The following is a 13,326-nucleotide window of genomic DNA, read 5'->3' as shown; positions in this document are numbered from 1 at the left end:
CCTGTTATTCAAAGGTTCCCTTAACTAGCGGCCTGCCGCCGGACATCATCTTTCTGCCGCGCGCGAAGAGCGTATTAAGGCCGAGGCCGTCGGCCTCCAACAGGATCAGATCCGCGTCATATCCCTCTTTTATATGCCCCTTGCCCGGCAGCTTACAGTGGTCGGCGGCAGTCGTCGAGACGACGCGCACCATGGTCTCAAGGGGGAGGTCATAGTTCTTCACCGTACTGCGCATGGTCTCAAAGATAGAGGTGACGCGTCCGATGGTGAGCCCGGTGAGGTTTCCCGCCGCGTCGAAGGCGGGCATCGAGCCCTGCCCGTCGGATGAGAATGAGATGCGCTCCGCGGGGACGCCCGCCGCCAGCAGCTCGGCGAGCGCGCGGCCGCACTCGACCTCGCCCTCTTCAAGGAACTGCGGCGTCGTGCTCGTCGTGAGGTCTACATAGCCGCCCATCGCGCCGTAGCGGCAGGCCTCTTTGAAGAGTTCTGGATTGCGGTTCATATGTGTGGGAATGAACTGCGACGGCGGTATCTCCGTCTCGGCGGCGCGGAAGAGGTAATCCAGCCCCGAAGGCGCGTCCCCGAGGTGCACGTTTACGACTCCCGCCTTGCCGGAGAGCATCCCGCCGACGCGCGCCGCCGCCGCAAGCCGCATAAACTCCTCAAAGGTGGGCTGCGATGAGCGGTGGTCGGAGAGGGCCACCTCGCCGACGCCGATGACCGGTTCGAGCAGCGCGATATCGTCGCGGACACCGCCGCAGAGGCTCTTGACCGGCAGCTGGTAGGAGCCGGTCATCGCCCAGGCGCTCATGCCCTCGGCGCGTATCGCGTTCGTCTTTGCGATGAGGGCTCCCGTGCTGCGCGTCACGTCGTCGGTGCCAAGCAGACCGACGACCGTCGTCACGCCGCCCTTTACCATATCGGAGAGGACGAGTTCGGACGTACGCGTAGCAAAACCGCCCTCGCCTCCGCCGCCGATGACGTGCACATGGCCGTCTACGATGCCGGGGATGAGGATTTTCCCCGCGGCGTCGATTATTTCCAAGTCTGGCAAGGTCGCCTCGGCGGGAAAATTTTTACCGAGCCAGGCGATTTTGTCGTGGGATATCAACAGGGAAGAGATGCCGAGCGGTTCAGGAGCATAAATGTCTGCGTTTTTTATAAGTATAAACATTTTTCATGCCTCTTTTGCTTTTTTGTTTTTATTATATAATATAAAAGATCACTTTACATGAGATATTTAAAAATATCACATATCACAATGGAGGAATTTTAATCATGGCACAAAACAGGACACGGTGGATACCGGATACCTACATTATCATCTTTTTTGTCGTTCTCTTCGCCGCGCTTTTGACATGGACCGTACCGGTCGGAAAGTTTGAGACCCACGAGATAACATATACTATGGGCAGCTCCGAGAAGAGCCGCAGCGTGCTCGTACCGGAGTCGTTCCAGTATGAGCTCGGCAAAGACGGCAAGCCGGTAATGAACGGCGTAAAGCTCTTCGAACCCTACGGCGAAACGGGCATCCTCAACTATGCCTTTGAGGGACTCGTCTCGGGAGACAAGTGGGGATCGGCCGTCGGCGTCGTCGCCTTCATCCTCATCGTCGGCGGAGCCTTCGGCATCGTCCTCCGAACCGGCGCGATCGAATCGGGCATGAAGCGCATGATAAAAAAGACAAAGGGCATGGATACGCTGATAATACCCGTGCTTTTCTTTCTTTTCTCCCTCGGCGGGGCCGTCTTCGGCATGGGAGAGGAGGCAATCCCCTTCGTCTTTATCGTCGTTCCCGTTGTGATCGCGCTCGGTTACGACTCGATAGTGGCCGTGATGATCACCTACTGCGCGACGCAGATCGGCTTCGGCGCTTCGTGGATGAACCCCTTCAGCGTCGCGATCGCGCAGGGCATCGCGCAGATACCGGTGCTCTCCGGCTCCGGCTTCCGCATCTTTATGTGGTTCTTTTTTACCCTGCTCGGCACGCTCTACACCTGGCGCTACGCCGTGAAGATACGCAAAAATCCCTCTCTTTCACCGGTCCGTGAGTCCGACAACTATTTCCGCGAAGAGCTCGAAGCTGCGGGCGAGACGGACGAGAGGTTCGGCCTCGGCGACATTCTCGTGATTCTCACGATCGCGCTCGGCATGGTCTGGACCATCTGGGGCGTCGTCGAAAAAGGATACTATATTCCGGAGATAGCTTCGCAGTTTTTCGTCATGGGCCTCGTCTCAGGCATCATCGGCGTTATATTCAAACTCAACGGTATGAAGGTCAACGATATCGCCGTCTCCTTCAGAGCGGGGGCCTCCGACCTCCTCGGCGCGGCAATCGTCGTCGGCATGGCAAAGGGCATCATCCTTGTACTCGGCGGAGATTCGCCGACGGAGCCGACGGTGCTCAACACGGTGCTCCACAACGTCGGACTGATGATCTCCGGGCTCTCGCCGGTGATCTCTGCCTGGCTGATGTATCTCTTCCAGTCGGTATTCAACTTCTTCGTCGTCTCCGGTTCCGGACAGGCGGCGCTGACGATGCCTCTGATGGCGCCGCTCGCGGATATCGCCGGCGTAACGCGCCAGGTGGCGGTGCTCGCCTTCCAGCTCGGCGACGGCTTTACAAACCTCATCGTCCCGACCTCGGCGGTCATGATGGCCTCGATCGGCGCCGCCCGCATCGACTGGGCCACCTGGGCGAAATGGCAGATAAAGTTCCAGGGCATCCTCTTCCTCTGCGGTTCTCTCTTCGTAATCGCCGCCGTCGTTGTCGGATTTAATTAAAAATAAAACGCAGCTCTGCTGCCGGGAGCCTTTCTGCGCGAAAGGCTCTTTTTTAATGATTTCTGTTCTTAATAAAATAAGGTATTATAGATAAATCTACATTAAAATTATAATACTATACTGCATTTGGCAATAAAATATACCTAAAAATGGATAACTCTCTTTCTTGACCGTTGTCAGCCGCAGTGCTATATTTTCACAAGATAGAGTATCTTTTATTAACTCTTAGAGAGGTGGTTTTTTTATGCTGACGTTTTTTATTGCGCTTTTAACGTTGGTTGTAGGGTTTTTGACATATTCGGTCGTTGTGGAAAGGCTTCTGCCTCCTGACGACAGAGAGACGCCCGCCATCGCCCATCCGGACGGCGTCGACTATCTGCCGCTCCCCATATGGAAGTCCTTCCTCATCCAGCTGCTGAACATCGCGGGATTGGGACCTATCTTCGGCGCCCTCTCCGGCGCTCTCTGGGGACCGGTCGTCTATTTCTGGATTGTCTTCGGTACGATTTTCGCCGGCGGCGTGCACGACTATTTCTCAGGTATGCTCTCGGAGCGCCATAACGGCGCGAGCATCTCCGAAATAGTCGGCATCTACCTCGGCCCGCAGATGAAGACGGTCATGCGTATCTTTGCGGTGGTGCTGCTCGTGCTCGTCGGAACCACCTTCTCGACGGGCCCCGCCGGACTTCTGGCGCTCCTTACGCCAAAATCGCTCAACGTCACCTTCTGGCTGGCAATAATTCTTGTCTACTACTTCCTCGCTACGCTCCTGCCGATAGACAAGATAATAGGGCGCTTCTATCCCTTCTTTGGCGCGGCGCTGATCGTCATGTGCGTGGGCGTCGGCGGCGGCCTCGTGGTACAGGGGTATGAGCTGCCGGAGATGTGGAACAGCTTTGCCAACCTCCATCCGCGCGCGCTTCCGATATGGCCGCTGATGTTTATCACCGTCGCCTGCGGAGCGATTTCGGGCTTCCACGCGACGCAGTCGCCGATGATGGCGCGCTGCATAACGAGTGAATATCAGGGACGCAAGGTATTCTACGGAGCGATGGTCGCCGAAGGCGTCATCGCGCTGATATGGGCCGCGGCCGGCGTCAGCGTTTACAACGGCACACAGGGACTTTGGGACGCGACGACCAGCCTCGCCGGGCAGTCGGCGCTCGTCTATGACATCTGCATCAGGGTGCTCGGCCCCGTGGGCGGCGTGCTCGCGATGATCGGCGTCATCGTCTGCCCGATAACATCCGGCGACACCGCCTTCCGCTCCGCGCGTCTCACCCTTGCCGACTGGTTCGGCATCGACCAGAAGCCGCGCACGAAGCGTCTGCTGCTCTCCGTCCCGCTTCTTCTCTGCGGCGCGCTGCTTTCAAACATGAACTTCCAGGTCATCTGGCGCTACTTCTCATGGTCGAACCAGACCCTCGCGATGATCGCCCTCTGGGCGGCCGCGGTGTTCCTCTGCAAGGTACACCACAACTTCTGGCCGCTCGCGATACCGGCGACCTTCATGTCGGCGGTTTCAAGCACATATATCCTTGTCGCCCCCGAAGGTTTCGGCCCGATGATCTCAAAAATGGTCTCCGGCGAGCCCCTCACAGGAGCGGCGGCGATCGACGCGGCCGCCAAGGTCGGTTATCCAGTCGGTATCGCCTTTGCCGCGCTCTGCTTCGCAATCTTCTGGTTCAAGTGCGTCCGCACCAACGCCGCTGAATAAGCAGTAAAGCATCCGCGATAACGATATAAAAAAACTGCCCCGGCCCGTTGCTAAGGCCGGGGTTTTTATAGCAGGTAATTTTACATACTTTTAAATAAATCCACTGCTTTTTTAATTAAACTGTGGTTTTTACGCTTTCGCCGCCGGCCTTAACTCTGTAACCTTACCGTTATAATAAGTTTATATATAAATATCACTTATAGGGGTGGACAAAATGATCGACAAAAAAGCGGCAGCAGACCATAAAATAACCGAACTCATCGCCGAGCGCTGGAGCCCGCGCGCCTTCTCGGACAAAAACCTCGAACCGGAAAAGATACTATCCCTCTTCGAAGCGGCGCGCTGGGCCCCCTCCGCCTTCAACGAACAGCCTTGGCGCTTCATCACAGCCTCCAAGAGCGACCCGCAGGAATTTGAGAAGATGCTCTCCTGCCTCGCAAAATCCAATCAGGTATGGGCAAAGAGGGCGCAGATGCTTATCATCCTCGTAGTAAAAAATAAATTCGACTACAACGGTAAGCCTAACCGCTGGGCCATGCATGACTGCGGGCTCGCGCTGGAAAACCTTCTGCTTGAAGCCGCCGCGCAGGGCCTGCAGGGACACCCGATGGCGGGATTCTCCACGGACGCCGTACGCGAAACTTACGGCGTGCCCGAAGACTACGAACCGCTGGTCGCCGTCGCCGTAGGTTACGTGGGAGAACCGGAGCTGCTTGAGGGCGAGCTCAGAGACCGCGAGCTTGACAAGCGCGAACGCCTGCCGCTGGACGGCTTCGTCTTCGAAGGTAAATGGCGGCAGCCAATCAAAAAATAAAGCATTCGGCGGACAAACATATTATTAAGGGGCGCAGCCGTCTGCGTCCCTTTTTGTCTTTAAAGCCGCGCTTGGGTATAATATAAAAAAACAGGATCGACGGAAGGTGAGAATGTATGAAGATAGTGAAAACCGTCCTCGTGGCGATAGCATTGGCGATTATCGCCGCCCCGCTCCCCTCGGAGGCGCTGATTTCGCATGCGGAGGCTAAGAGGATATGGAATAAGGTGGCGGAGCCGACGGCGCTGACCGCGCTGCCGTTTTATATAAAAGACGAAAAGACGCCGAACGCCTGGGTGACAAACGGAGAATCCGTAACGGTGACCACCGGCCTGCTGAATATACTCGACACCGAGGCCGAGCTTTACGCCGTATTCGCCCATGAGGCGGGACACGTCAAACTCAACCATCTCCACAAAAGCGCCTCACGCAGCGCCGGACTCTCAATCGCCGCGGCGGTCCTCGGACAGCTGCTGGGCGGTAATATTGCCGGCACCGCCGTCAATGTCGGCGCCAATCTTGTAAATTCGGGCTGGAGCCGCGAACAGGAGATCGAGGCGGACGACTACTCCGTGGAGCTCGCCGTCAAAATGGGAGAGGACCCCGTCGGCATGTACAGCGCGATCAGTAAGCTCGCGAAGATAAACAATACTCAGCCAAGCGGCTTCAATTCACACCCGCCGGACGACCGCCGGCTCACCCACATCAAAAACAAAATCCTCGAACTAAAGCCCCACGCCAAGTTCCCGGAAAATTAGGACTTACGACTTACATAGAGGCCCCTGATAAAACCTCAAGTTTATCAGGGGCCATCGTCAATACAAAACAGCCGCATCGTGCGAAAGATAACTCTCCGCCCGCGGGGCAAAAACTCTATGCCAGCGTCATATAATCGAGAATCAGGCCTTTACGTAGGAGCAGACATACTGCACGGGCACGTAGCAGCGGAAACCGAACTTGCTGTTCGCCGGTATATTGAAGGTCTCACCAGCCTTGAGCTCCTGCCACTCGGAGGAACCGGGAAGCAGCACCTGGCAGACGCCGTCGGTAAGATCCATGATCTCCGCGTCGCCCGTTCCGAATTCATACTCGCCTGGGAGGAAGAGGCCGAGCGTTTTGCGGTCGCCGTTTTCCATATAAACAGTGTGGCTGACTACTTTTCCGTCAAAATATACATTCGCCTTAGCTATCGCTGTTACATTTTCCAACTTTTCGATCATTATAAAACCCTCCTGAAAGTTTTTGCCTGTGGACAAAATACGCCAGGCGGTTCCCAACCTTTACGCCTCCGATCAAACAAACCGGCAGACGGTGAGAACGAACGAATGCTCCGCCCCTTAAAGACATATTCAATCAACGGCTTATCATAAATGATAGTGTTCTTTTTGGCATAAGTCCAGTAAAATAAGCAGTTATAATAGTTAATATTACACCAAGCGAGGGAAGGCTTCGGAATGTCCTTTTACTATATATTTCAAAACGGCAAAATAATCCTCAAAGAAGACGGCGCCATACCGGAAGCGGCGGAGATCGACGGACTCAGGCAACACTTTGTCAACGCAGGCTGCGTCGACAAAGAGGATAAAGATGGAGACCGCTGGGCCGAGCTTGAAGTGACTGCAAAGCTGCCCGACGGGTTTGACGCCTGCGAACGGCGCGGCTGCTGGACGGCGGTCGGCGAGGAGCAATTCTTCCGTATCGGCAAAGCCTTTCACTACATGGACTGGCAGCGGCTCCACAAATACTGCGGCAAATGCGGCGCACAGAATGTCTTCGACCCCGGAGAGGGGGCGATGAAATGCCTCGCGTGCGGCGAACTCTTTTACCCCGTTATCTCGCCGGCGATCATCGTCTGCGTTGAAAAAGAGGGGAAGATATTACTCGGCCACGGCGTCAACTTTCCCGCAGGGCGCTACAGCGTGCTCGCGGGCTTCGTCGAACCGGGAGAGAGCCTTGAAGAATGTGTCGCGCGCGAAGTCTACGAGGAATCCAGAATCCGCGTCAAAAACATAAAATACTTCACCAGCCAGCCCTGGCCCTTCCCGCGTTCGCTGATGCTCGGCTTTATCGCCGAATGGGAATCGGGCGACATCTGTCCCGATACCACTGAAGTCACCGACGTCCGCTGGTTCGCCCCCCACGAAATACCGGAATACTACCGCGGCGTCAGCATCTCCGCAAAACTCATAGAAGATTTTATCAAGAGACATACAAAATACTGATGGCTGGGCCTCCCATCATTGGGAGAATAAGAGAGGAAGGTGTGTGATAAGATGTTTGGTTCAAAGGGACTCATCGAGATATACACCGGAGACGGCAAGGGCAAGACGACCGCCGCCCTTGGTCTGGCTGTACGGGCCTGCGGTCACGGAGCGCACGTCGCGATCGTGCAGTTTATGAAGGGCTGGGCGCGGTATGGCGAGCTCACCGCCGTCAAACACCTGCCTGGGGTGACGCTGGTCCACACCGGACGCGAAAAATGTATCTTCCGCGGAGACGAAACGGACGAAGACTTCAAAGAGGCGGCGCGCGGACTCAAAGAGGCGGAAAAATTCATCGACTCAGGCGAATATGACCTCGTGATACTGGATGAGATCAACGTGGCGATAGACTTCGGACTTGTTGACGCCGACGACGTGGCGGAGCTGCTTCGCGGCAAACCAGAAAAGACCGAAATTGTGCTCACGGGGAGAAACGCGCCGAAATCACTGCTTGACATGGCCGACCTCGTCAGCGAAATGAAAGAGATCAAACATCCCTACCGCCAGGGAATCACCGCGCGCAAGGGCGTTGAATATTAAAAACTCTGATTTTAAACTTGACAAAATTAGAGAAAAGATTTAAACTAAAACTGTTTTAAATAACCAAGCTTGTTTTAGAGATAACACTAAAAAGAAAAGACATAAAAATTTCAAGGAGGAAATCAAATCATGTCAACGACACAGGAAAATTTCGCAACCGCATTTGCTGGAGAATCACAGGCCAACCGTAAGTACCTTATGTTCGCCGAACAGGCGGAGAAAGACGGATTCGCCGGCGTAGCCAAGCTTTTCCGCGCCACCGCGGCGGCGGAGACCATTCACGCCTTCGCTGAGTTCAGAGCCAAGGGCGGAGTCGGCACCACCGCTGATAACCTCCAGGCCGGTATCGACGGAGAGACCTACGAATTCTCAGAGATGTACCCCCCGATGATCGAACAGGCAAAGGCTGAAGGCAACACAGAGGCCGCCCGTATCTTCCACTATGCCAACGAGGCCGAGAAGGTGCACGCGAAGCTTTACAAAGAGGCGCTCTCGGATATGAGCAACACCGACGCCGACTACTACCTCTGCCCCATCTGCGGATTCATCCACAAGGGCGAGACCAGCAGCCCCTGCCCCATCTGCGGCGCGAAACCCTCGATTTTCAAGAAGTTCTAGAAAACAGATACCGGCAAAATACAGATACAAACTGACGCCGGATAAATAAAAACAACTAAGCGGGGCGGGAATTTCGATTCCTGCCCCGCTGTCTGTATGCGGCCCAAATCCCGCCCGCAGCGCTGACAGTTTTTGACCGCGGCGATATGGGCGCCTCATCCACAGTCAAAAACTGACCTTACGTGCCGGGCCTATCGGCAGCGCTGGACGCTCCCGATAATCACCGGCGGCGCCGTGCCCTCGCTGCGGATACCATTTGGACGGCCTCTTAGGAGCGCCGAAATTATCGGCTGAGCCGATTACAAGGCGTCCGAACTCGCGGTTCAACGAGTCTGTCACGGAAGCTGCCTGCATGAACCTCCCCTCCCGCGCCTCCGAGCGTCCATCCTCGTCAAACAACTGCCTCTGGACTCCGCAGCTTACGTCGGTGAAGTCATAGAGAATCACTCCCGCCTTCTTATAGGCACAGCCCTCCTGATATATACCCGCGAGCATTTCACGCGCCGCCGACAAAAAATCGCAGTCCAGCGAACGCGGAGAGGGGAAAGAACGTTCGTCATCGCGCGCATAAAAATTTTCCTCGCGGAAGCGGCTCGTCGTTATATATATCCCCATACGCGACGCGCGCTGCCTCGCCTCGCGCAGCTGCCGCGCGGCGCAAAGAGTGAAATAAGAGACCGCTTCCAGCAGCTCGTCATAAGAAAAGACCGCCTCGCCAAAGGAACGGGAGACTTGGATAGACTTTGGTGCGCGCCGTCCTCCCGAAAGGGGATGCACCGGATAGCCGCGCAGCTCCCAGGCCGTATAGAGGGCATTCACAGAAAAAGCCCTTTTAAGAAGCAGGTCGTCCGCCGCGGCAAAGTCGGCGGCATTCAAAATACGGTGATAAAGATTAAGACGCTTAGCCATACGCCTGCCGACACCCCAGATATCGCCGACCTCAAACTGTGCCATCCATCCGGGGTCGGAATAGAGCTCCCGTTTAAGCCAGAAAACCCCTTCATCCTTATGCTTGGCGCAGTGAGAGGCCAGCTTTGCCAGCGTCTTGGTAGAAGAGATACCAACCGAGACCGGTATGGAACAATGCCTCCATACATCCGCCCGCAGCTCCCGGCAATAGGCGACGGGATCCTTAACGGAAGATATCGCAAGATTTATAAACGCCTCGTCTATCGAGTAGACTTCCGTCACATCGCTGAATCTTGCGATACGCGACATCACCTCGGAGGAAATTTTATTATAAAGGGAAAGGCGGCCGCTCAGCACCACGACACCGGCGCGTTCCAGCAATCCTCTGACCTTGAAATACGGCTCGCCCATCGGCACCCCCATAGCCTTTACCTCATTGGAACGAGCCACAACGCATCCGTCATTGCCGCTAAGGACGACAACAGGGCGCGATACGAGCGCCGGATCTTCCCGCCGCTCGCAAGAGACAAAAAAATTATTACAGTCACAGAGCCCGACAGAGCGCGAAGCAAGTACACACACGTAACATCAGCTCCCTTTATAAAACTTATAATATACTATATTGTGCGATGAGCTAAATGTCAACTATATGTAAATTATAATACCAAAATCATTCCATTTATTTTCACACAATATTGTAAAAAGGGCTTGCCAAAGCAGGGTTTATGGAATAGTATATACAGCATTCCATTATTATAAGAATGGATAGAAGTTTTTAAATAAATGCTTGGAAGGAACTTAAAATGACCGACAAAAAAATAGAATTACCTTTATTAACAATAGGTAAACACCAGCCCAAATATCCCATCATACAGGGAGGAATGGGTATCATGGTCTCCGGCCCCAGGCTGGCTGGCGCTGTGGCCGCCGCCGGCGGCGTAGGAACCATCGCCTCGGTGGGGATATCGGCCTCATCCCCCGATTTCAATCTAAGCGCCGGCGCAAAAGTAATCGATGAAAACAACCATAAAGTACTGGCACGTTACATAAAAGAGGCTAAAGAGGCTTCAAACGGCGGCGTCATCGCGGTAAACTGCATGTGCGCCCTCAGCGACTACGAACAGCTTGTGCGTACCTCCTGCGAGGCGGGGGCGGACATCATCATCTCCGGCGCCGGACTGCCGCTCAAACTGCCGCAGCTGGCGGAGGGACACCCTGATACGGCACTCGTACCAATCGTGAGCAGCGTCAAAGCCGCAAACCTCATCCTCAACCGCTGGCTCAAGCATTACAACAGACTTCCTGACGCCTTCGTCGTCGAGACCCCCAACACCGCGGGCGGACATCTCGGCGCGCGTGACGAGGAACAGGCGCTTGACGGCAACCTCTCTCTGAAAGAGGTCGTCCCCGCTCTGGTAAAATATCTGAAAGAACTAGGCCACAACATCCCGGTGATCTCCGCCGGCGGCATCTGGGACGGGAAGGACATGCGCGAAGCATTCGAGATGGGCGCACGCGGCGTACAGATGGGCACGCGCTTCGCCGCCACCGAGGAGGGAGACGCCTCCGACCGTTTCAAACAGGCCTATATAGAGGCGGAAGAAAAAGACGTCGTCCTCATTAAAAGCCCCTGCGGCCTTCCGGGACGCGCGATAATGAGCCCGCTCATCGAACGCTACTTCGCCGGCGCCCTTGAAAAGGTAAGCTGCCGCGCAGCCTGCCTCTCACACTGTATCTGCCGCCTCCAGCATGAGTCCTTCTGCATCGCGGACGCCCTCGTGTGCGCCTATAAGGGAGACTGGGAAAACGGCCTCTTCTTCTGCGGCAGCAACGTTTCACAGGTCAAATCGATCGTTAAGGTAAAAGAGCTGATCAAAGAGCTCCTCAAAGATTTCAAATTGCCGGAGCTCGAAACGGCACATTAAAGACAAAAGTCCGGCCTTAGCGCCGGACTTTTTAATCTCCGCTCAACAACAAATAAGCAGCCCAAAGAGAAAATTTCTCCTTGAGCTGCTTTTCTCTTAACTATACAGGAACGATCAGAACTCATGGCACATCACATAACGGCTTCTCACAAAACAAAACAAGAGAGGGAAGTCTCACTTGACTTCCCTCTCTCGCTTAAATTAATTCCGGCAACGACCTACTCTAACAAACAAACTAGCCGACCTCGCACAAAAGGCAGAACCGGCCTTTTGGCTCCCTGGCCATCCCACGGATACCCTCCGTAGTACCACCCGCGATGTAGTGCTTAACTGCCGGGTTCGGCATGGGACCGGGTGGACCCACTCCCTTGTTACGCACAGAATAAATAACACAAAAAACGACCCCAAGGATTTCCTCAGGGCCGTTCTTCAAATTAATTCTAGCGGCGACCTACTCTCCCACGGATACCCTCCGTAGTACCATCGGCGATGGAGTGCTTAACTGCCGGGTTCGGCATGGGACCGGGTGGATCCACTCCTCTATTACCACTAGAAACTTTTATATCAGCCCTCTTTAGGCGGATAAAGGATTTATGAGGTTAAGGCCTCGGTGTATTAGTATTGGTCAGCTCAAAGGGCGTTACCCTCTTACACCTCCAACCTATCAAACCGGTCGTCTGCCGGACACCTTACTTCTTTGACGAATGAGGTATCTCATCTTGAGGCCGGCTTCCCGCTTAGATGCCTTCAGCGGTTATCCGATCCGTACATGGCTACCCAGCTTTTACTCCTGGCGGAATAACTGGTTCACTAGCGGTACGTCCATCCCGGTCCTCTCGTACTAGGGACAGTTCCTCTCAAATACCTTGCGCCCACAGTGGATAGGGACCGAACTGTCTCACGACGTTCTGAACCCAGCTCACGTACCGCTTTAATGGGCGAACAGACCAACCCTTGGGACCTGCTTCAGCCCCAGGATGCGATGAGCCGACATCGAGGTGCCAAACGCCGCCGTCGATAGGAACTCTCGGGCGGCATCAGCCTGTTATCCCCGGGGTAGCTTTTATCCGATGAGCGATGGCCTTTCCACTCAGGACCACCGGATCACTAGGACCAACTTTCGTTTCTGATCGATCTGTCAATCTCACAGTTAAGCCACCTTATACCCTTACGCTCTGTAGATGTTTTCCATTCATCTTGAGGTGACCTTCGCGCGCCTCCGTTACTCTTTGGGAGGCGACCGCCCCAGTCAAACTGCCCGCCTGACAATGTCCCGCATCACGATTCAGTGCCTGCGGTTAGAATCCCAGCACAATAAGGGTGGTATTCCAACGACGGCTCCATAAAGTCTGGCGACCTTATTTCATAGCCTCCCACCTATCCTATACATACTATACCGAAATCCAATATCAAGTTACAGTAAAGCTCCACGGGGTCTTTCCGTCCTACTGCGGGTAACTGGCGTCTTTACCAGTACCACAATTTCACCGGGCCCACTGTCGAGACAGCGCTCAGATCGTTACACCTTTCGTGCAGGTCGGAACTTACCCGACAAGGAATTTCGCTACCTTAGGACCGTTATAGTTACGGCCGCCGTTTACTGGGGCTTCAGTTCAAAGCTTCGCCTTGCGGCTGACCTCTCCCTTTAACCTTCCAGCACCGGGCAGGTGTCAGACCCTATACTTCGGCTTGCGCCTTCAGCAGAGTCCTGTGTTTTAGTTAAACAGTCGCCTGAGCCTGGTTTCTGCGAACCAAAGA

Annotated in this window: 11 protein-coding genes and 3 rRNA genes (1 of these 14 only partly in view); 8 read left to right on the top strand and 6 right to left on the bottom strand. The window is 54.8% G+C overall.

Going from position 1 to position 13,326, the window contains the following annotated elements; translation table 11 throughout:
* Window positions 1-4 precede the first annotated feature (4 nt).
* Window positions 5-1,174: a beta-aspartyl-peptidase gene (gene iadA, locus BED41_RS02940; protein ID WP_066742907.1), complete on the bottom strand. Its 1,170-nt coding sequence runs from the start codon at window positions 1,172-1,174 to the stop codon at window positions 5-7.
* Between the two features lie 104 nt (window positions 1,175-1,278).
* On the opposite strand from iadA, the gene yfcC reads away from it, so the two are divergent.
* From yfcC to BED41_RS02920, 4 genes are all read left to right on the top strand, one after another.
* Window positions 1,279-2,784, top strand: a complete 1,506-nt coding sequence (gene yfcC / locus BED41_RS02935) for a putative basic amino acid antiporter YfcC (protein ID WP_066742903.1) — start codon at window positions 1,279-1,281, stop codon at window positions 2,782-2,784.
* A gap of 244 nt (window positions 2,785-3,028) precedes the next feature.
* A complete protein-coding gene (locus BED41_RS02930; protein WP_066742900.1) occupies window positions 3,029-4,501 on the top strand; it encodes a carbon starvation CstA family protein in 1,473 nt (490 codons plus the stop codon).
* A 214-nt stretch (window positions 4,502-4,715) separates the two neighbouring features.
* Complete coding sequence (locus BED41_RS02925; protein ID WP_084002216.1) at window positions 4,716-5,315, top strand: nitroreductase family protein; 600 nt, start codon at window positions 4,716-4,718, stop codon at window positions 5,313-5,315.
* 116 nt (window positions 5,316-5,431) lie between these two features.
* Window positions 5,432-6,073, top strand: a complete 642-nt coding sequence (locus BED41_RS02920) for a M48 family metallopeptidase (RefSeq protein WP_066742897.1) — start codon at window positions 5,432-5,434, stop codon at window positions 6,071-6,073.
* A gap of 141 nt (window positions 6,074-6,214) precedes the next feature.
* Here BED41_RS02920 and ppnP read toward each other — a convergent pair whose 3' ends face one another.
* Window positions 6,215-6,535: a pyrimidine/purine nucleoside phosphorylase gene (ppnP, locus tag BED41_RS02915; protein ID WP_206153399.1), complete on the bottom strand. Its 321-nt coding sequence runs from the start codon at window positions 6,533-6,535 to the stop codon at window positions 6,215-6,217.
* A gap of 234 nt (window positions 6,536-6,769) precedes the next feature.
* Here ppnP and nudC point away from each other — a divergent pair, with 234 nt between their 5' ends.
* The 3 genes from nudC (at window position 6,770) to BED41_RS02900 (ending at window position 8,734) form a co-directional block, all read left to right on the top strand.
* The gene (gene nudC, locus BED41_RS02910) at window positions 6,770-7,537 is read left to right on the top strand and encodes an NAD(+) diphosphatase (RefSeq protein WP_084002215.1); all 768 of its coding nucleotides are present in this window, start codon (window positions 6,770-6,772) and stop codon (window positions 7,535-7,537) included.
* A 51-nt stretch (window positions 7,538-7,588) separates the two neighbouring features.
* A complete protein-coding gene (gene cobO, locus BED41_RS02905) occupies window positions 7,589-8,116 on the top strand; it encodes a cob(I)yrinic acid a,c-diamide adenosyltransferase (protein WP_066742894.1) in 528 nt (175 codons plus the stop codon).
* A 129-nt stretch (window positions 8,117-8,245) separates the two neighbouring features.
* A complete protein-coding gene (locus BED41_RS02900) occupies window positions 8,246-8,734 on the top strand; it encodes a rubrerythrin family protein (protein ID WP_066742891.1) in 489 nt (162 codons plus the stop codon).
* A 165-nt stretch (window positions 8,735-8,899) separates the two neighbouring features.
* On the opposite strand, the gene BED41_RS02895 is transcribed toward BED41_RS02900, so the two are convergent.
* The gene (locus tag BED41_RS02895; RefSeq protein WP_084002214.1) at window positions 8,900-10,225 is read right to left on the bottom strand and encodes a Y-family DNA polymerase; all 1,326 of its coding nucleotides are present in this window, start codon (window positions 10,223-10,225) and stop codon (window positions 8,900-8,902) included.
* 221 nt (window positions 10,226-10,446) lie between these two features.
* On the opposite strand from BED41_RS02895, the gene BED41_RS02890 reads away from it, so the two are divergent.
* Window positions 10,447-11,568, top strand: a complete 1,122-nt coding sequence (locus tag BED41_RS02890) for an NAD(P)H-dependent flavin oxidoreductase (protein WP_066742882.1) — start codon at window positions 10,447-10,449, stop codon at window positions 11,566-11,568.
* A gap of 265 nt (window positions 11,569-11,833) precedes the next feature.
* On the opposite strand, the gene rrf (BED41_RS02885) is transcribed toward BED41_RS02890, so the two are convergent.
* The 3 genes from rrf (BED41_RS02885) to BED41_RS02875 form a co-directional block, all read right to left on the bottom strand.
* Window positions 11,834-11,950: ribosomal RNA gene (gene rrf / locus BED41_RS02885) — 5S ribosomal RNA — on the bottom strand.
* Between the two features lie 56 nt (window positions 11,951-12,006).
* A 5S ribosomal RNA gene (gene rrf / locus BED41_RS02880) occupies window positions 12,007-12,122 on the bottom strand.
* A 41-nt stretch (window positions 12,123-12,163) separates the two neighbouring features.
* Window positions 12,164-13,326 (bottom strand): 23S ribosomal RNA (locus tag BED41_RS02875) (it continues 1,811 nt past the right edge of the window).

The sequence above is a fragment of the Cloacibacillus porcorum genome (assembly GCF_001701045.1).
GTDB lineage: Bacteria > Synergistota > Synergistia > Synergistales > Synergistaceae > Cloacibacillus > Cloacibacillus porcorum.
Note: the sequence above shows the minus strand (reverse complement) of the source record. Positions and strands in the feature narration are given on the sequence as shown.

What these genes read in the sequence shown, in the direction of transcription:
- iadA (WP_066742907.1), bottom strand. Translation starts at nt 1,174, where the DNA reads ATGTTTATACTTATAAAAAACGCAGACATTTATGCTCCTGAACCGCTC.
- yfcC (WP_066742903.1), top strand. Translation starts at nt 1,279, where the DNA reads ATGGCACAAAACAGGACACGGTGGATACCGGATACCTACATTATCATC.
- BED41_RS02930 (WP_066742900.1), top strand. Translation starts at nt 3,029, where the DNA reads ATGCTGACGTTTTTTATTGCGCTTTTAACGTTGGTTGTAGGGTTTTTG.
- BED41_RS02925 (WP_084002216.1), top strand. Translation starts at nt 4,716, where the DNA reads ATGATCGACAAAAAAGCGGCAGCAGACCATAAAATAACCGAACTCATC.
- BED41_RS02920 (WP_066742897.1), top strand. Translation starts at nt 5,432, where the DNA reads ATGAAGATAGTGAAAACCGTCCTCGTGGCGATAGCATTGGCGATTATC.
- ppnP (WP_206153399.1), bottom strand. Translation starts at nt 6,535, where the DNA reads ATGATCGAAAAGTTGGAAAATGTAACAGCGATAGCTAAGGCGAATGTA.
- nudC (WP_084002215.1), top strand. Translation starts at nt 6,770, where the DNA reads ATGTCCTTTTACTATATATTTCAAAACGGCAAAATAATCCTCAAAGAA.
- cobO (WP_066742894.1), top strand. Translation starts at nt 7,589, where the DNA reads ATGTTTGGTTCAAAGGGACTCATCGAGATATACACCGGAGACGGCAAG.
- BED41_RS02900 (WP_066742891.1), top strand. Translation starts at nt 8,246, where the DNA reads ATGTCAACGACACAGGAAAATTTCGCAACCGCATTTGCTGGAGAATCA.
- BED41_RS02890 (WP_066742882.1), top strand. Translation starts at nt 10,447, where the DNA reads ATGACCGACAAAAAAATAGAATTACCTTTATTAACAATAGGTAAACAC.